We start from the raw sequence: 20,093 nt of genomic DNA, 5'->3' as shown, positions 1-20,093 counted from the left end.
CCGCTTCTCATGCTTCGTACTCAGCGGATTTCCACGTGTCCCGTCTAATTATTCGCGCTCAAAGCGTCCGATCCTCCAGCTGTACCGACATTGTAGGAATCTTTGTGTCGCTAGACAAAAAAGCTGCCGGTTTCAGTTTCCGGCAACTCCTGCTTCCCAGCTTTGCTGTATTTCTGCTGCTACTGTTGCGCGGCCGAGTTCCATGTCAGAGCAATCCACATGTCGGACATCGATTTTGTGTCGAAATAGAGGCTCCAGTCTCCGACAGGCGCAGCAGGCAAGCCGTCAGACAATATCCCGCGATGCAAATTATTATCTGCCACTAACTTGCCCTTCGGTGTATTGCTATTCGTACTACCGGTTTGGAAAACTTCCACAATTGGAGGAAGCGGATCCTCCGTTCTGCTGCGCGCCAATATCTCGACTCGCTCGACGCGCTTAAGCCGGTCTCTGCTCCAGAATGGGTAATGCTCGTCTTTGAAACGGAGCACCAATTCGAACCGCTTGGTGTCGCTTGGTTGTTGGCTTTGAAGATTTGCCCACGCTGCCGGAAACTCATGACGCACGGAGAATAGGCGGACCGATCCCGGCGCCTGAGCAATCTCGGCCAGACGATTGAAGCTCTTCTCGGCTTCGCTGCGCAGCGAACCGCCTCCCTCGCGAGCCGTATAGCGAAGGTGAAGAAGCACGTCGCTGATCGTGTCATAGTCGAATTGGCGCAGATTCGTCGGCAGCTCCAGCTCCCATTCGCTAATGACGCCCATGTTCTCGAATGGAAGATAGCGCTCATCCCGGAGATTGGTCTCGAACATCCCGCCGTCGTTCTGGGCCGTGCTCGTGACAATGGCTTGCGCGCTGCCGTAATAATCGCTGAATCGACTGTCTTCCGTACCCAGCCGCGCATAGCCGTCCCCTACTCCGATTTCCTTGCGAATGGAGCTCTTGGTCAAAGTCAATGTGCAGTTCACGGAAGTGTAAGGGCCGGTGACGCAAGGAATGCTTATCGCCACGCTTCTGATCCGCCGGAAATAATGTCCGGGTCCGTCCATATCGAACAGCGCTTCAGGCAGTTGGATCGACGTTCTCCCCGTTGTGCGCAGCTCGATGAGGCCTAGCGGATTCACCTGAAGCAAACTGACGTGCTTGGTCAGCTCATACTCGCGCTTATTCAACTCGTGGTAAGCCATCTCCATGCGCTTCAGGTCGAAATACAGCTTCTCTCCTGCCAACAAACCTTCCTTGCCGGACATATAGCCATACTGCAAGAAAGTCAGATCGGGCTTGCCCAATTCGTGCTGCAAGGCGCGTTCGGCTTTCTTCGCCACATCGAAAGCAAACTGGAATACCTGCGCGTATAAACCGCGTACCTCGCGCTTTAGCCATGCGTAAAAGGCTTGCGTGGTTTTTTTGCCGTTCTTTTCGTTGGTTAGGAAATCTTCGATTTCCTGCGAGTGCTTGATTTGCTGCCGGTGGTTGCGCCACTCGCGCTCGGCGACATTTTCGCGTATTTGCGCGGCTCGCAATTGTTTGAAGATCTGATTGATCTCGCCGGCTGCAGCATTGCTTTGCTGCACCCAGTCTTGTTCCCGGCGGGCGAATGATCCTACTTTCGCCGCTCTTCCCGCTTGATAGTTCAAGTGGTCGGACCATTCAAGGGCTAAATCAGCAGCAAGACGAGCCGTTCTGGAAAGATCCGTACCGCCCTTCGTGGCATGTCCCCCTAATCCCCAAAAGTGGAAGTCTATATTGAAATCCGGTAACACGGACAGACCTTCCCCAAGCAGAATAGAGCCTTTTGCTATATCATGCCACATTCTTGAAGAACTAGATTTGTCCAATTCCTCCGCTTCATAGCTGCTCACGATTTTGCCGCCGGATTCGCCCAAATCTTGCGCAATGTCCACTTCATAAGCTCGGCGCGCAACCTCCGGTTCGGAGCTCTTGAACTTCAACTTGTCGAAGCTGTCCGCATCCAGCGGATCCATCCCCGGAACCGCGATTTCACTCTCCGGTTTGCCGAGCATCCGTTCATAATAGATGTAACGCTGAGCCGCGTTGAAGAGCGATGTCTCGAGACCTTCCCGGTTTTTGATCGTCTCCTGCCATTGCGCGTATTTGACCGTTTCTGCTAGACCCAGAATGACTTTTTCGTGCCTGGCGCGAAGGATCGACAGTGCCTCGTTATCCTCCTTCTCCAGCGCGGATAGCAAGCTGTTGCCCAGCGACTTGACTTCCTGGCCGATCTCTCCAGCCTTTTGCACGAGCAATTGATAGCGCACCAACGGAAGCGGCTGGTTGATTCCCGCGATGACAGCGCCGATATCCAACCCTGCGGCAGCCGCCCTGGCCAGCAATGCCGGGTCGATCGGAGGCTCGAACAACGGCAGCTGGCGATAGATGCCTTGCAAGTTCAAACTGTTGCGGATCTTAAACAAGCGGTCGGCGACCGTATCCCAATAGCTCATCAGCTTGTCGTTACGCGGCACGCAGAAATACAACGACGTCCCAATCGAGCTTAAGGTCGCAAATTGATCGATGGCGCCGCCTGTCATGGGAAGAGGGGTGATATCGAACGGAATCTCGCTCTCCATCTTCTCCAGCGTGTTGCCGAATTCATCCCACTTGCGGCGCGCGGAGGCATACGTTAGCGGTGCCAACGACCCTTTCTTAGGCACGGCTTGCGGCCGATCGCCCAGAATCAACGCGGCCAGCACATAAATCTGCGTTGCCTCATTGATGGCTTCGCCGGTATCCTGCCGGAACAGGTCATCTCCCCAGGCGATTAAATTGTCCAAATAAGCCATCACGGCCTTGAACATATAAGCGGTATGGCGGTACCGTGCGATAAGATGAGGCCGAAACGGAGAATCCTTCCAAGCGCCAATGCTATTGATCGTGTCCTTCTGCAGCGCCGAGTCGGTTCCCGCGGACAGATTGATAAGTATTTCTTCAATCTGTTTGACCTCGGTGTACTGAAACGGCTGCACTTTCCAGAAGCGTTCCGGCGTCGCTCCGTCGCTGCTGTCCGTAGGATCGAAGATAAAGTGGAACCACCGCTGCGCTTCCTCGTAGCGCTGGTTCTTGCTGAGATGTATGGCGGCAGCGATCGGAATGTGGTAGAACAGCTCCCAGTTATAGACGGAATAAGCACCGCCCGAAGTAAAGTCGAGGTCTCGTACAGGGTAAGGCTGCTGCACCAGATCCGTAGGCGAATAGCGCGTCTCGGTGAAGATCTCCCGATAGAGCTTCGGGAGCGGCTTGCCGCCCAGCAGCTTGATGTTCGTCCCCGCAGGCAATGCAACGATGCCGGGCTCGGCTAGCCGGCGCAGCTGCCCATCTTCGCCTATGATAAGGACGGCTTCCGGCAAGGCGACGTACACCTCTTCGGACACAAGGATCACGACAGCGCCGATTTCGAGATCGGCGGCGGTCCCATCCTGGAGCGCGACTCTTATGCCCCGTTGTTGATCGGCGGCTATGACGCTTCCGGGCAGCGTCGTCTTCAATCCGCCAGCCAGCCTCACATCGACACCGTCGGGAATCGCAACCGTTACGCTTCCTTGCAGCGTGATCGGTTCGCTCTCCGTCGGTTGGCCCTGCCGCGGTAATTGCAAAGCCAGACCATCCGGCAAGGCAATCTGGAAGCTGAACGGCAGCGTCCGATACGTCCCGTCCATGTTCTTCACGTAGTCGGTGTCGGCAGCCTGCAAACCCGCGACCGATCCCTCCATCAACCGCTTGGCCAATTCTCCGACATAAGGATGAAAGTGAGGGTAAATACGATAGCGGAGGGTTCGGGATTGGGTAAGGATATGGCGTTCGCCCGTTACGGTCTCTTCGACCTCGACATAATCGTGAATAGGACCTAACAGCTTGATCGCGGCTGAATCCGCCAGACCGTGAAATGGAGCAGCCTTCCCATTTGGACTCGTCATCTAGCACCTCTATTCCTCATATTGATGCTGCCCCCGGCGCTGGTGATGACGCGGGATAGTTGTTCCGTCTCTTGAATGCGGCCTTTGGCCCCGATGAAGGCATCGCCGAATTGCAAGGCGATGTCGGGCTGAGTAAGCGCATCTGCATTGGGTTTAATGCTGTACAGCGAGACGGAGTTCATCGTTTCTGGTCTAAGTTGAGGCTGCGTGATGAATACCTGGTTATATTTCGGCGGAATCACCGGTTTGAGCTCGTGAGGCGGATGCTCAATAAAATCGTTCCAGCGCGGTCGCTGAGACTTCTCGGTATGGATATAGCCCTGCCACTTCTCAACCGTCGTCTCCGTCAAAGACGGCTCTACAAAAAAGGTGTACAACTCGTCTGCATAAAAAAAGGGGCTGACTAGCGGCGCAAACTCCTCATTCGGCCAACTCATTCGATTGCTGGCCTGTAAGAGCGTGAAGCTGCCGATATTGGATAAAATGGTTTGCGGCGCAGGAGAAGCGGCTTTCGTTACGCCGTCTTCCGTTACCGCTTCCTGTACGAATGATACCGATAATGCGCCCTCTCCTTCGTAACGATTATAGGATGTCTTGTTAAAAGCGTATGGCGTAGCCTTAGTCGACAAACGAGTGCTTTCGAACTGGGGAACGCCGTTCTTGCTAGCTACTCTGAAGTAGTAGAATAAACCGTTCAAATGGATTCGAACCGCATCTGTACCTGCATCCGAATCTTCCTCCTTGGACACGGTTACGAATACTTGGCTTGCGTCAAACGGTTGAGAAGCAATCGTATTCCCGAAACCGCCGGATTCCCGCACCGTCCATTCGCCTTGGAAGTATTCGGACCAGTTCAGTTGAATATCGAGGCTTCGACTAACCGCGCCTTTGGAGACCGTTGCGGCATCATTAATTAACGTCTTTAATTGAATATCGCCCAGGCTGCCCGTCTCGTTCGTACGGGGTCCGGTCGGAGACTCCTCTACCTTCTCCATGAAGGTCAACCAGAACAAATGCAGCCTCTCTCTCCACATGACCGCAACGAGATGATCGCCGTCGATGTCGGCTGTCACCGGCTCCCAGGGGGTCCACATGTGATAAGCATAGCTGCGATAGAAATACTGGCGCGGCGACATATAGGTGCGTCCGATCACATGAATGGTCGGCGGACCTAACGGCTTCTCCTCCGCATACATCGTTACGATTTCCAACCGCGCCAACTGGTCGAGCTTCTTCAGGTATACATAAAGCGCATCCTCGGCGAGCTGGTTCGTCACGTCGCCTTGCAGCAGGCTGCTCTCCAGCTCCTGATACAAATGGGTTTTGTCGTCGCGCCATTCCGGCTCCAGCCAATTCTCGGGGTACAGGTAAATCTTGCGGTTCGCCTCCCACACCCGGTAGCGCTTCATCCAGCTCCAATGCTGCGCGTTCAGCACCGAAGGATGAACGCTAGGCTCAAGGTTCAAGAAGCAGCGCTGAATAAACGTCTGCACCGACGATATGGCCAGCCGAAGCCGTGAAGTTTGCACGATCGGCTCGGTACCGGGATCGATCAAGAAGTATTCAAACAGCTTCTCGACGCTAACCAGCTGCTCGTTCGCGTGCATGATGTAAGCGACCAGCGCATCGCGCTGACGCTGGCGCAGCGGGTCGAAGATCGCCTGCGCTAATCGCTGCCATGTCTCCGGCTCGTAGCGGGCTTTTACCGTCCTGCGAACATTCATGGCAACGGCTGCATCCGGCTTGGCGGTAAGCCATGTCTTCAAGGTCGACACCGATATCCCGAACCTTTCGACGAATTGCAGCGCTTGCCACAGACGTCCCACCAGTGCTTCGTCCGCGAAATGCACGGGTTCCTTCATCTTTAGTTCGGCTGCCGCCAGCTGCACTTCACTACTCCGTCTCCTTGTCAGAGCCGCGATACGTTCACATAACGCTTCTATTCTTGCGGCCTTCTCGCTGTCTTCGAAACGCAAGCGGGCATATTCGAAGACGGCGATGAGGTCGTCGCTCCCGCCCGCCAGATCGCGCTTAAGCGAAGCATAGCGTACCAAAGGCATAAATCCGCTGAAGCTCGCCACGGCCGGATCGACAGCTTGCTCATCCCGAACTTCCTCGCCGGCATCTACCCCGGCCGGTCGTTCCTCCGTCGGCAGCAGACGCCAATTCACGCCGCCGAAGTCCGACGGATTCGTCAGCATGTGGCGAACCTCCCGCTCGCTCAAACCGAGCCCTTGCGCGAGCTGCAAGGCTTTGGCCGCCATCGTGTATGCACGTTCCGCTTCGTTCAACTCGTTCCGGGGGATCATGATCACAAGCTTGCCGAGCTGCTGTTTAGGCGTGGTCTCGCCTTTGATTAACAATTGAAAAGCGCCGCTTTGCAGGTTGCTGGCCGTCAAATGGAAGGCATACAGCACACCTGGCTTCAAGCTGAGAAGCGCGGACAGCTCATCGCCTTCTTTCGCAGCAATGCCGCCTTTCGCAAACGCAATGGCTGACTGGTCAATAGAAAGCTCAACTTTGGCTGCTTCCTTGCCCAATATGGCGTATAAACGGTACTCTCCGTCAAGCGGGACTTCGATAAAGCCCTCCCATGTCGCTTCCTGGCATTCGTCGTCCTCCTTGATCTCGATGCGCTCGGTCGATTCGGGCTGCTTCTCGGCATCAGACGGCGAGAACTTCACGCTGAAGCCGCGCCGGCCCAGTCCTTCAAGCATGGACAGCAGCGCCTTATCGGGCGCATCGGGCAACGCGAGAAATTCCCGGTTCGTCAATAGCGCTTCAATCAACGTTGGATCGCCGCCGGTCTGCGACGTCATCGCTTGCACGATGGCCCTGCGAGTAAGCTTCGCTTGGAGAAGAGGAAGTATCGTCGCCACTATCTTCTGGCGTTTCGCATCTCGCGATACATTCACCTCGTTACCGTAGAGCTCATTGAAATTCAGAGACCCATCGAAGTTCTTGCTGAAGAAGGCCTCGAATTGAGCACTTGAGTCCAAGGCGATATCATCGAGCAGCTCCGCATAGATTTGACGCGCTGCAATGGAATCTTGATCACCGGGTAACGGTTCCGGAATCGCGTCAAGCAAGGCATTCTTGTCGGCTGAGGTCAGGACGCCCGTGTACGTTACTTTCTGTTGCTGCCGGTTCTCGTCATAAGAAACGTTCACGCCGTTGATCGCATAACCTGCCGGGTCGAGGCGATGCTTTGGGGGCACGTCTTCTTTCGTCGCGCTATACACTGCTTTGTCCAGCAATAGCTCAACGACATCGGGAGCATAAGCCATCCCCATTGCCTGCCTAAGCTCGTCATCGCTCACGCTCGCCGAGACATCAGGTATGGCGAAGTCGGCAGCAATGGCATGCAGCTGCGCGGCCAAGAGCCTGATCCAATCCTTGGAACCGCCGTCTTCGCGATAGCTGCCGTTCGGATCCATCCGATGCCGGAACAGGTAATTAAGATCGTTAATCGTGAATGTACTGGCCTTCACTTCCTGCGCGAGGCGTACGAAAGCAAGCGTTTGCTTGAGCGGATAATCGTCCTCGATGCCGCTCAGCGCATTCGGACTGAGCAGGTGGAACGGATTCAATCCGCTAAGCGTCTTTAAGCTGATCATTTCGCTGACGGACAACTTCAATGCTTTGGCCAATAGACCATAGCGATACAGCGTTGAAACGGTAGATAACAGGAGTTTGGCTTTATGGACCTCGCGCTCGTCGCCCTTGCTGCTGTCTTGCAGGATCAGAGAGATCTCGTCCGCCGTTAAGTTCAACGCGGCTTGTATCGCGGGCAAATGATCTGCGAGGAACAAGTCCGGGTCGCTTAGGTAGTTGCCCCAAGGATCGTCGAATACGGCATCCTCTTTCAGGATGTTGCGCGTTAAGAACAGCTGCGCATACAACGAGTTTTTCCCCTTCGTCGGCATTCGTTCAGACCACAGCATCAGCAGCTTGATTCGCGAATCCGTGCCTGCTTGAAGCCGTTCCGACAACTCTTTGAGATGCGCCAGATAGACGAGAGCGGTCTGCATCGCATTTCCCAATGCAGCATCCGTGATTGCTTCGTTGACGGGAAGACGACAAAAAGCGGTCAGCGCAAGATCGGTCTCCTCCATCGTCCACCCCAGCCGCTTCCATAACCGTACGAATACATTCAATTTGATGAAGACCATGGCATCCGCTTCCGAACCGTCCGAATATCTCAGCTCTGCCAAATCTAACCCGCCGCCGCTATCCGGATCTTTTAAAACAACGATCTGCTCGAACTCCTCTGCTTGCCAAGAAAGATCCAACCATTGCGCAGCGTCAAAATGGGGTTTGAACTTCTCGGTGAGCGCCGTCAGACGCCGCTCGAACTCGTCTTCTTCCTCAGGCTCAAGAGGCGCATATTCAGGATGCTTCTTGTAGCGAAACACTTCTTGCACATCAAGTCCCAGCTTGCGCAGCGTGACCAGAGCGTGCAGATTCGGGTTTACGAACTCGGTCTGCACAAGCTCGATGAGTTCCTTATAGGTTACATCCAGTCTGCGAGAGAGCGTCTTGGCCGAAGTGAGTATTGGGATGGCTTCGCTTCCGCTCTCCGTGCCGTAACCGTATAATCTAGGCCAGCTAGCTATATTCGGAGCCGTATATAGGGCATATTCAACGGGAGTTAACCCAAGAAATTCGCTGAAGATATGTACGCGATAGTAGGCTTCTGCGGGAGCTTCCGCAGGCTCGAACAATTCATGGCTCGGCCGAAACGTATCCAGGACTTGCCAGAATGGCGTCTCGAAATAGCCGCAGAAGCGGCGTATCGTCTCCAGCCACAAATCAAACGGCAGCGACAACGGATAGATCGCGTCTTGTAACGTTTCGTAGGCTTCGGGGATGATGTTCTGAGGTTCCGCGATCAATTCCGCGGAGGTGGCTTCCCCGGTATCGCGCACCGCTTTGGCATCCATTTCGCTATAAGCGACGTAGTATTCCAGAATTTCATTGACGAGATCGATATAGGGCATTGCCGTGTTGGTATTCTCGCAAGTCAAAGGCAAATAAGGGATATCCGGGCGGCGCTTAGCGAGCGCTTCATACGGTTTAAAATAATCGTAGCTGGCATACGTTCTGCCGTTATGGGTTTTCTCCCAATCCTTCAAAGCATGCGCCCAATCTTGTTCCGATGGATCGACGAAGCGCAGCAAGTCCACCAAATACGCGGCAGGACTAAGAACAGAACGGCAATGCTCGCATTCGCAGTAATCCATCGAATCGAAGAGCGATTCCATCGTCGGATAATCTTTCAGCAGCGACTTCAGGTCACGCTTGGCCTTATCATGGCGTTCGGTCGTGCCGGTGATCGCCGTAATCGTCGGCGTACTGTCTATCTTCTTGGCAAGCGTGTAAATATTGAACGTGGATGAAGTGATCTGTACGCTCTTATCCCAAATGACTTCCGTTACGGTATGCGAACCGAAATCTTGAGCGTACCGCTCGATAAAAGCAGCTTTCGGAATAGCGGCCACCTGCCTGGCCGAAGTGAACCCAAGATCGAGCAATATCGTCATCGCATCGTCGCTCGGAGTCATCTGATAAGCGCGCGTCAACAGCTTAACCCCTTCCTCGGCGAGCCGCTTATCGGTATCGGTGAACCCGTCAAACAAGGATTCCCCGTGATGCCGAAGGAATTGTTCCACCGGCGTTCGTCCAAGCTGAAATCCCTTGTCCAGCGCATTTTTCAATACAGATTGAACAGGCGCCTTCATCTCGTCATGCCGCGAGCCTAGACGCAAATCTTTCTTCTCCAGCATCCGATGAATGACTTGAGTGGGAAAGCTCTGACGCACCTTGCGCGCAAGGTCGCCGGCGTATGCGTCGCGGCGGTCGTTAAGCTCCTTCTGGCTATACGCGGACGGGATCAATCCAGCAAGCTTCTCGGGAATGACCACGCGATTCTCGCTCGCCATGCTATCCAGCCTCGCACTCCATTCTTTGGGCGTGTATAAGTCTTGCTCGACCAAATGCGCCAGGTTCTCTTGCGAGCCGATTTCATTCATCAGAGACTCGCTAAGCGGTGCGTTGTTCAACGTCAAATAGGCAAGTTTGCCTTGCAATTGCAAATCGGCGATCGGAATGCTTCTCTTCTTGGCTTCCATCCATAATTGTTCGTCGTCGTCATCATACTGCATCAACAGCTTTTCAAACTCGTCCTTGTGCGCCTGTTCCAGATTCAATTTGGCCAGCATGTCGCCTACGCTTGATAATGCGCCGGGAACGATCCTCTTACGCCGCGCGGCAAGGGCAAATGCTTCGAACGATCGGGCCGCTGCGGTGATTTGGTCCATAGTGAGAGTGATCACGCCCGCTTCATGGGCGCGCGTCAAGGCGGTTGCGAATGCCTCGGGCGTAACCATGGCCAACGCTTCGGGATCGTCCGGCAATCCGGCGCGGATTGCGCCATAGAGTGCATCGTGCCGAATACCCGTTATCGGACTGAGCTTGGCGGCGGAAGCGGCTCTAGCGATCAAACGCGCATCCCAATTGGTCGTTTCGTTCAACATCGATAGATCATAGCTATTTCCGTTCTCTTGCGCCCGAGCGAGCTTGCTTAGGTCGTCGCCGATGATTCCCTTTAGATCGCCTGACATCAAGGCGAATTCGTTGGCCTGAGATGTAACGGTGGAAGGCGCAACAAGGTTGAGCACTTCATAGCGGCCGGCGTTAAATTTGGGCATGGAGAGCCGAACTTCATTGAGATCCGAGTCAAGGGTCCGCACTTCGATGTGCGCGGCCGAGTTGTCCAAGTCATAAGGCAAAGCATAGAAGCCTTGATCATCTGTCTCGGCCTCGCCGAGCAACGTCTCGTCCTCGCCGAAGCCTCGGTTCACGATGCGAAGCTTAATCTTCGCGGCAGGCAAGCCGTTGTCCATAAAGATACGTCCCTCGACCCGTCTGGGGAGAGCAACGTTCCCGACAGCAGTGACAAGCGCGTTCCGCGTCCCGTCATCCAATACGCCTGTTTGGGCAAGGTCGAATGTAGCTTGCAGCTGCAGCAGCGCATCGTGCGTGCCGACCCCGAAGATGCCGCTTCCCGTCTCGCTCGCCGGAAGCGTGACACCCAGACTGGCTAATTTGGCATGAAGGTCCTTGACCGCTTCGCCTTGCATGTTGAGCGAGAGCGGAGCGGCCGTTCTCCCAAGCGTACCGATCTTCTCGTCAATACTCGCCAGATGATCCGTTCCGGCATTAATCGCGTTCAACGTCTGCCCTTGCGTCTTCAGCGCTTCGGCCAATTGTGCCCACCCCTCATCCAACGCGCCTAGTTTCTGCAGGAGATCATTGATTGCGGCGGCTGTCGCCTCGTCAACGACTCCGCTGTCTGCCAGATGCCGTTCCTCTTGAAAGATGCTGACCAGCTTAATCGTGCCGTCTTTATATATTTGATCAACGCGCTCTTGCTGCAACAGCGCGCCCAGCTCTCGCCTGAAACTTTCATTACCGGACATCATCATGGCTTTGTCCAGCAATAGCTGCAGCGCGGCTTGCAGATCGCCGACCTCCGGGCTTCGGTCACCTGGCTGCAGGGGGAAGGTTATTTTGTTCATGGGGGCCTCCTTGGATATCTACCTGAATATCTATTTGCTACTCAAGTTGAACGTTTTGATACTTACATTTGAGCTATTCAGCCAGGTTATGGATTCCTTCGTCACCTCAGCCTAGGCGGGTTATCGCGCCTGGCCAGGGCCTCCCGGGTTACGCCAATCGCCCTGGTGGGCGTCGAAATGTTGTGTCTCGGTCAGCGGCACATTGATCGGTGTTCCCATGATGTGGTGGATGCTGATAGCCTCACCAGAGACAGCATCGGGGAAATAGCGCTGCCATGCCTCATCAACATAGGGAACATAACCAGCTGCAATGAGCGCGCGATTATTCTCGCTCAATATGTCGGACATATCGCTCTGATCCCAAATGTCGCGCCACTCACGCCAATCCGTCGGGTTGTGGCGCACCACGCCAGAGGCGGTCGTATTGCTGGATTTTGGTGGCCTATTGGGATCTCGGACGAATTTCCCGGTCTTCGGATCTCTTGCTTGCTTTGGCGGAGCAGGCGGACCGATGACAGGTTCGTCGGGCGGGCCGCCGGAAGCCCCTCCACTCGCTAGCGGTGGTTTGCGAGAATAATTTTCTTCTCTAGAAACGCCAGGCACATAGGTGCCGTTCTCAGTAAACGTGCCTCTGACTGTCTCGACATTTGGATCAGGGTTTTCGACGGGAGGAACGATGACTTCTATTTCGTCGTTCCGGGAATAAATCTTTCGATTTGGATCGACGCTTTGTGGAATATTCGGGTCGGCAGAAGGCGGTGGCTGGTTGTCTTCCAGATGTACCGGCAAGTACGCAGATACGAATATGCCAATGATGAGCCCCCAGCCGATTCCTCCAACGAGGAGAGGACTTACCGGCGCACCAGGAACAGGTTCGACTGGTGGCGGCGCGGGTTCAACCGGTGGCGTGGGAGGTCTCAAATGATTGGCGTTCCCCGGGAATCCGCGACCACCAGGCGGGCTAACAGGATCAAATGTATTTGGGGATGGCAAGTTCTGCACCGGCAGAGGCGCGAGTCCGGAAATGTCAGTCATTCGGACGGGGTTGGATGCTCCGTAGCAATAGAGGTCGATGCCGCCTCGCATGTCCACTGGGTCACAGCTCACCCACCGCCCCAACCACGCCGCGTAATACCTCGCCGCGTGGTAATACAGCCCGCTCTCCTCGTCCCGCTCCTTCCCCGTGTACCGATACCGCTTCGCCGTCTCCGTCTGGCTGCGCACGGCCTGATAGGTCGAGCTGCCGTAGGGCGCATACTCCTCGTAGGAAATGATCTGCGCTTGCTCGTCCAGCTCCAGGCTGCTTGATCCGAGGTGATTGCCGAACTGGCAGCGGATCAGTCGCTGCGGTACGTCCTGCTCATCGCCCAGCGTGCGCATTTCCACCAACGCGATGCGCTGCTTGTCGTCCATCACGTGCAGCGTCTCGCGCTCGAGTTTCAAGGTTCGCGCATGGGCCGCACCTTCATAGCTGCGAAACACTTCGAATCCGCCGAGGTAGATGCGCTCGTCATTGACGCCGCCGTTGTTGGCCAGCTCCGTTACCTTGCGCACGCGCTGGCCCGAGGCGTCGTAGACGTACCAAGTGCGCTCGCCGTGGCGCTCTCGGCCGCCCGCGTCTTCGTCATTGACCTTCTGCCGCTGCGTCATCTGCAGCTGATCCCGGTAGTCCCACTGCATCGTCTGCAGCTGCGGCATACCCAGCATGTTTCCGTGGGCGTCGTGGCTGTAGGGCTCCAGCGCGGCGTTGCCGACGGCGGTGCGGCTCAGCCGGTTGCTCTGCTTGTCGGGCTCGATCAGGCTGGCTTCGCCGTAAGTATAGGCGCGCGTCCAGTCCGCAACGGCGGCATTACCCCGAGCGTGCTGCATCTGCAGGAAGTTGCCGACCGCGTCATAAACGTAGCGTTCGGTGTAGCGGCCCATCGCATTCCGGTCGTTGGGCGCGAAGCGGCCGGCTGGATTGGCACTGAGGATGCCGACGCGCCCGGCATCGTTGTAGGCGTGCGAGATCGGCGTGCCTCCCTGGCCGAGGTGCTCGCGGCCGGTGGCCTGGATCAGCCGGTAGAGCGCATCGTAGACGTAGTCGTTGCTCGGCTCGACGCGCTGGTTCTTGAAGTAGACGGCCTGTTGCGCGTCGTCGTGGATGTGGGTGATGTTGCCGGCGGGGTCGTAGGTGTAATGCAGGTTCTGCACCTGCTTGCCGGGCCAGGCGGGGTCACCGGCCTGCTGGTCGTCGCCGGGGAAGTCCGCAGGCTTGCGCCTAGTCAGCAATTGGGTGAGGCGGAAGGTGTGCGGGTCGTAGCTGTAGAAGGTGCTGGCACCGTTCATGTAATCAATGCACAAGCGCTGACCTTTGGCGTCGTAGTCGATGTTGGCGACGCCGACCGGCGACGGCGTCTCCACGGCCGGATCGAGCAGCTTGGCCGGTTCTGCCGCGCGTTCCAGCCACGCATGTACGCGCTCCGGCAGGTTGGCCTCGTTGAACACCGGCTGGATGACGTTGACCTTGCCGCGCCCCAGGCTGCTGCGCGGCGCGACGGACTGGATGGGACGATTGAGCGCGTCGTAGCAGGTGCTGCCTTCGAAGGTCTCGGCGTCGAGATTCGGTCTTGGATTCCGCGACCAATCGGGAATGGCTTTGTAATCGCTGACCAGCTGCCGCGTGCTGCACAGCAGATTGCCCTTGAAGTCATAGGCCTCGGTCGGCTTGCCATCGGCGTCGAATCTTGCGTTGGCGGTGACGCCGGCGGAATCGAAATGCCGATAGATGCGGGTGCGCAGGTTGAGGCGCTGCGCTTCTGCTTCCTGGTCCGGCGTAGCCCCAGGCGGCGGTTCGCCGTATTCGATGCTGTCCACCAGCAGACCAGCCTCGTTCGGGGGATTCAGCGTGTGCGGGTCGGAGTTCGGCTTCAGCGGATCGGGATCGCTGAAGGTGCCGCGCACGTACTGCTCGATCGGGCGGCGCAGCGCGTCATAGCTTGTCGTAAAGTCGTGGCCGCGGCTGTCCCAGGCGCGGATGGACTTGCCGGCCACGTCGTTGAGCATCCAGCGCGCGCCGGCTTCCATGCTGAGCTGGTAGACGCGATTGCCAAGCATGTCATAGGCGTACTGCATGACAACGCGCTGCTCCGGCGCCCCTTGGGGCAGGTTGTCCGCGTCGGGCAGCCTGCGCTCGTCGAATACCTTGCGCTGGTTGCCTTCGATGTCCAGCTCGACGCGGGTGCGGAATTCCTCGTCGGGTTTGTTGTGGAGCAAGTGGCCTTCGCAGATTACCCGGTTGCGTGCCACGGTCAGGAAAGGCCGACCCAGAGCGTCGAAATGGGCGGTGGCGGGTGTGCCGGCGTGGCCGGCGGCGCGTTCGGCGGCCTTGGTTTCGTTCTTGCGATCCTCGGCGGCCGGGTAGCGGTCCGCAAAGGCTTCGGCGTGTGCAGGCAGGGTTCTCAGCTCGTGCCAGGTGGGCAGGTAATCGGCATCCGGCAATCGGCCGAAATAGCCGGCGATGTCAGCATCGCGCAGCGGGTTGTCGGCATGCACCGGCAAGAGCACCGTGTCGTTGACGTCATGGGTCGTTTGCTGCCACGGATCGAAGACCACCTTCTCCCAGGTGTGGTTGGGATGCAGCGTGGCGACAACCCGCTCGGCCGGGTCGTAGAACAGTACCGGGCTGATACCGATCTGCACGCCGAACTCGAAGCGGTGATCGCTGTAGAAGCTGCCATCCGGCCGTTGCCGCTTGCTGAAGAAGGGCTCGTACTGGCGGACGGGCTTGCCCTTATTATTGAAGATGGTCCATCCGCTGCCAACCCAGCGCGGGTTGACGATGGGCGAAGCGGGGTCGTTGACGTCGAGCGGACCGGGTTCGGCCTGGATCTTCTTCTGGATTTCGCGGCCGAAGCCGTCGGAGTAGCTGAAGCTGATCTGCAGCTTGCTCTTGGCCCCCTGGCCCAGATCGCTGACATGGGTTTCGCGCGCGATGGTGGCCGCGAATGGCGGCTCGCCCAAGCGCATGTAGCGCGTTAAGTCATAGACGATGCGTGTCGTCGCGTTGGCGAGCAGATCGTGCGCGGCTTCGGTTGCTGCGCTGGCCTTCGGGTCGGGCGATGCTTCGCGCGGCATGTCGACGAAGGCATCGAACAGCGCCTGCGGCGGCTCAGGCGAAAACAAGGCATCGAGCCGGTCGCCCTGGCGCGGGTTGTCCGCGGGCTTGCCCATCACGGCGGTGCCGACCACCAGGCCGAGTGTATCGAAGGCCACTTCGGTCTGGTTGCGGTTCGGGTCGCTGACCAGGCGCGGCTGGAGCACGCGGTAGTCGTTGGCGTCCACCGTGACGCGGTTGCCCAGCGCGTCGCGGGTTTCGGTCATCAGCAGGTCGTGGGGGTCGAAGGCGAGCACGGCGCTCAGTCCGAAAGGATCGCGGTAGCGGCGCGGCAGGAAGAAATGACCTCGCGCTTCGGCCAGTTCAACAGGGGCTGCCGCATCGTCCGGGTGATGGAACGATCGGCCCGAAGGGACCCACCAGTGGCCGTCGCCATCCAGGTCGACGTAACCGCCCTGATTGCCGGCCTTGCCGCCGAGGATCGTTGCCTGGGCCGCCGGCGGCAGCAGGGATTCGTCGGGCTGCGCGGGGCGCGGGCGCTTATACACCTGATCCAGCAGCCCGGGAGTGAAGGCGAGCTTGTAGCTTTCGCCGGGCAGGGCGAGCGGCTCAAGCGCCTTAAGTGCAAGCAGCGCATCGGCATCGCCCTTGCCGGCCCCGCAGTCATCGGGCCGGTAGAGCGTGCGCAGGCGCTCAATCAGGCGTTTGCGCTGCTTACCGATCGGTGTCGTGTCTTCGTACTGAATCTCCTTCAAGGCGGTCAGCCGTTGGAAGCCGTCATTCACCCACTCATCGAAAGTGAAGCGGCCGGTATCGTCGGGCGGCGTGAAGCCGCAGAGCTCATAGGTGAGCGCTTCAGCCGGTAAGGGAGCGCGATAGACATCGGCGTGCTTCGCGAGTTCAGGGTCGCCCGTCGCGCCGATCGGATGGGTGACAGCGTTTTCGGCGTAGCTGAGCAAGGTGCTGGTCTGCCTTGCGCGGTCCCGCTCGTCGATCAGCGGCGATTGGCGCCGCCCGTAACCTGCGGCAAGTGACCGGAGCACATTGCCATAAGCGTCCACCTCCAGCGTCAGCGCGTGCTGCACGCGCGGATCGGCCGGGTTGCGCTCGTAGTGGTAGTTGATCGCCTCGCGCGCATGGGTGAAGAAGACGGCATGGCGGTTCGAGCCGCGCGGCTGCACCTGGCGGATGGTGAAGTTCTGCTCGGCGACGGTGTAGGGGTGGCCATGGGGGTAGTCGGCATCCGCATCGAGGCCGTCGAGCGCATAGACCTCCTGTCGCAGCATCATGCCCTTGAGGGACCGCACCGCTTCGCGCTCTTCTTCAGCGCTCAGCCCCAATGGAAGAATCGTGTCCGGAAGCAGACGCTTTTGTGCCTCGTCGTCGTTGTCAAGCCAGGCTGGCTCCCGGTAATACTCACCGCGGTCCGAGGGATTCAGCAATCCGGCAAAGTAGTTGGAGACACGGTCAGCCCTGCAGTAGATCCCGCCGTGGAACCAGGTTCTGGTCAGCACCGGCGGCACATGCGAGACACCGTCGATGTTGGCTGCCGGCGTCTCCCCGTCTGCAAGGGCTGCGAACTGTTCCGTGTCCCACTGCTCGACCATGCCGAATCCGCGGAACTCGCGCTCCTCACCGTCGAAGTAGCCATGGTGGTAGGCGTAGCGGGTGACGAAGCGGCTGCGGCTGATGCGGTCGAAGGTTTCGACACGCTCGACGACGTGCACCGGGAATGGCAGCCGCGTGATCCAGGGTTTGCCGTCTAGTTGATCCTGCAGATAAAACTTGGTCGAAGGCGCATACGTAACCGTCGTCTCTGCGCCCAGGTTATTGATCGTCGTCTCTAGCAGGTGCGGCTTCCGCCCGCCCATCAGGTCGACATAACGAATCGGACGGCGAGCTTCCCCGGGCAGCGGAGATGACCAAACCAAACAGGCCGTGCCGTTGCCGAGAAGATCCAAGGCTTGCACCGAGGCGACGTTATCGGGCACAGGGAAGCTTGGGATCAGGGTCGGAACGCTCCAGCTATTGCCGGATTGGTTAACATACAGGCGCACGCCATCGCGATGAAGATAGATCAAATCCGTCGTGCCCGTACCGTCTATGTCGGCCAGCCGAATGCGGCGGGGATCGAATTGATCGGCGTGGTCGAACGTGAAATCGGGATCCTCGGAATCATAATCCATCGTGACTTTCGCGCCAAAGCGGCCATACCCGAGATTCGGCCAATAGCATACTTCGCTGTTGCGAATACGGACGATATCGCTGAGTCCATCGCCCGACATATCCGAGAGATAGATCGACTGGTCCCCATCGGCAAAAACGATATGCGGCCCCTTCTCCTCGTCCCACGCATGGCTAACCCGCTGCGCGGCATCAAAGCCGTCTTCGCCCAACGAAGGATACCACACGAATGCGTCATGTTCGCTGATCAGGATATCGGCGTGACCGTCGCCGTCGATGTCGATGAACTTAAGATGGGGGTCGTTCCAATTCACATTGGGCAGCGAGGCGAACGGTACGAACGGATCCCATTGACCGTCCATGGTTCGTTCATAGAATCCCGGGGTCGGACCGGCATATTGTACGACATCCGGGAGACCGTCGCCTGCCAGATCGAGAAATTGGAATCGATCGGCCAATGCTGCAGCAGGCTTGAACGGTACAAGTTCGGCCGGACCGAACTTCGCCTCGATCGGTCCATCCGCCAAAGTGATGGGACTCAGGTTTCGTTTGTAGATCCATGTGCTCGCTTGCTCGGCCAACAAGCCCGACAGCCCTTCGCCGTCAAGATCGATCCACCGATAGCTGGCGCCGTCAATGCCGACCGGCACATTGTCCAGATTCTCGCCTTGCAGCTCTCTTAATTCGGTTTGAATTTCAGCATCGCTGTAAACAAATGCTAGCGGAGGCAGCTGTGCGGCGAGATAATTGCCGTCGTCTGTAAGGTTATAGCTTCGTTGGATCACTTCGATTAACTTGGAATACACGGGGGTACGTGCATTTGCAGCGTCTTTCTCATACGCGTAGGTGAAGTCGGTTGAACGAACGAGGCCGTCATATCCTTTCCGTGCGTCCGGTTGGTGCGGGTCGTCATCCGGGATATGATGGAACATTAACACGCGCCGGCACAATCGATAGGTACGAATTTCAAATGCGGAACGGTACGAAGAAAACGGGTCGTTGCGAAGATTCCATTCGCCTGTCTCCTCAGGAGCAGGCTTAGCCTCATCATGTTCGCCATAATCGAGCACGGCTTCGAAATACCAATCCCCGGGCGGTTCCGGCCATGGTTCGTTTTCCGTTAGTTCAGGCAGATAAGGCTTATGATTACCGTACAACATACGCTTGAGGTACTTATTGACGCTACGCCGTCTGTCTTCGCCATCCCCGCGGTTCGCTTCGTGAGCTTTCGAGAAGTCAACCTTACTCGCATTCTCGGCTTTGTATTGGTAATTGACTACATTGCCCTTGTCGTCGTGGCTCTGGCAGATCAGCCAGCTGAAGATCCGCCCAGGACGCTCGGAATGCTCAGGATGTTCAGGTTGCTCAAGGTAGGCGATCCTCGAATCTTCGCTTTTCCCGTACCAGGTAGTGATATTGTCTTTCGTGATGGAACGCCAAAAGATATCTCCGGGATCGGCGGCGTTCGTCCATCGCTCGATGCGGGCAAACAAGCCTTCAACGCGAGGACGATACCGGCGAATGTCATATTCCGTGCCGCTTACAGTCCGTGGCGGCAGTACCTCGGGAACCCAGTTTCCCGACGCATCCTGCGCGAGCATGGGTACCAGATCTTCGGCGCCCGAGAGGATGAAGACATCCGAATCTTGAGCATCCTGATAGCGCGGCAGACCTTTATCCGTTTTACGCGTGATCGCGGGCAAAGACAGATGCCATCCCAGACCGAAAGGCCCATTGCCTGCGCCTGAGTCATACGACAAAGAAAGCTGCGGACCGAATCCGGATCGCCCAGGGCTCATAGCGATCGGGACACTTATAGAGCCCGTCCCCGTCACGGGATTCGCGGCGAATTTCTCGCCCATTCCGCGGATCGCTCCCCCTCCCTTTGGTAACGAGATAGTTGGAGCGTTCCATATGGGGTCCTCCTTGCTGGGAGTTGGTGTACTTTCCGGCTTAGACAATGCGTTCAACCTCCGATACGCGTATTCTCAATCATGCATTCGGAAACGTGAGTTTACTGTTTCTTAGCCATTATTGTGTCAACCAGCATGCACGATTAGAAAAACATTGAGGCGTGACTATTCGCAACGTGTGATACAATCCGTATCCGGTTGAACGGGGGGATATTGTTAGAGATCTAAGTGGCTCGGGGACATCTATACGAGAACCGGAATAGCGCTTATCTCCTCTCTATTATTCAACTGTATGTATATTTTTACCAATATGCTTAAATGCCTATTTTTAATTTGTTTTTGCGAGATATTATGACATCTTCCCTTCTAGCGGTACGCGAGTCTA

The 20,093-nt window shown here is 57.1% G+C and carries 3 protein-coding genes; all 3 read right to left on the bottom strand.

The window, feature by feature from the left end; translation table 11 throughout:
• Positions 1 to 179: 179 nt before the first annotated feature.
• The 3 genes from GXP70_RS16155 to GXP70_RS16145 all read right to left on the bottom strand — a co-directional run bounded on the left by GXP70_RS16155 (position 180) and on the right by GXP70_RS16145 (position 19,657).
• Complete coding sequence (locus tag GXP70_RS16155; RefSeq protein ID WP_225442440.1) at positions 180 to 3,935, bottom strand: Tc toxin subunit A-related protein; 3,756 nt, start codon at positions 3,933 to 3,935, stop codon at positions 180 to 182.
• The gene (locus GXP70_RS16150; protein ID WP_162357773.1) at positions 3,932 to 11,515 is read right to left on the bottom strand and encodes a neuraminidase-like domain-containing protein; all 7,584 of its coding nucleotides are present in this window, start codon (positions 11,513 to 11,515) and stop codon (positions 3,932 to 3,934) included. The genes GXP70_RS16155 and GXP70_RS16150 overlap by 4 nt, the downstream gene beginning before the upstream one ends.
• 120 nt (positions 11,516 to 11,635) lie before the next feature.
• Positions 11,636 to 19,657, bottom strand: coding sequence for a SpvB/TcaC N-terminal domain-containing protein (locus GXP70_RS16145; protein WP_162357772.1), 8,022 nt, complete (start codon positions 19,655 to 19,657; stop codon positions 11,636 to 11,638).
• Positions 19,658 to 20,093 lie beyond the last annotated feature (436 nt).

It is taken from the genome of Paenibacillus lycopersici (assembly GCF_010119935.1).
GTDB lineage: Bacteria > Bacillota > Bacilli > Paenibacillales > Paenibacillaceae > Paenibacillus_Z > Paenibacillus_Z lycopersici.
This window is presented reverse-complemented; position numbering and strand designations above follow the sequence as displayed.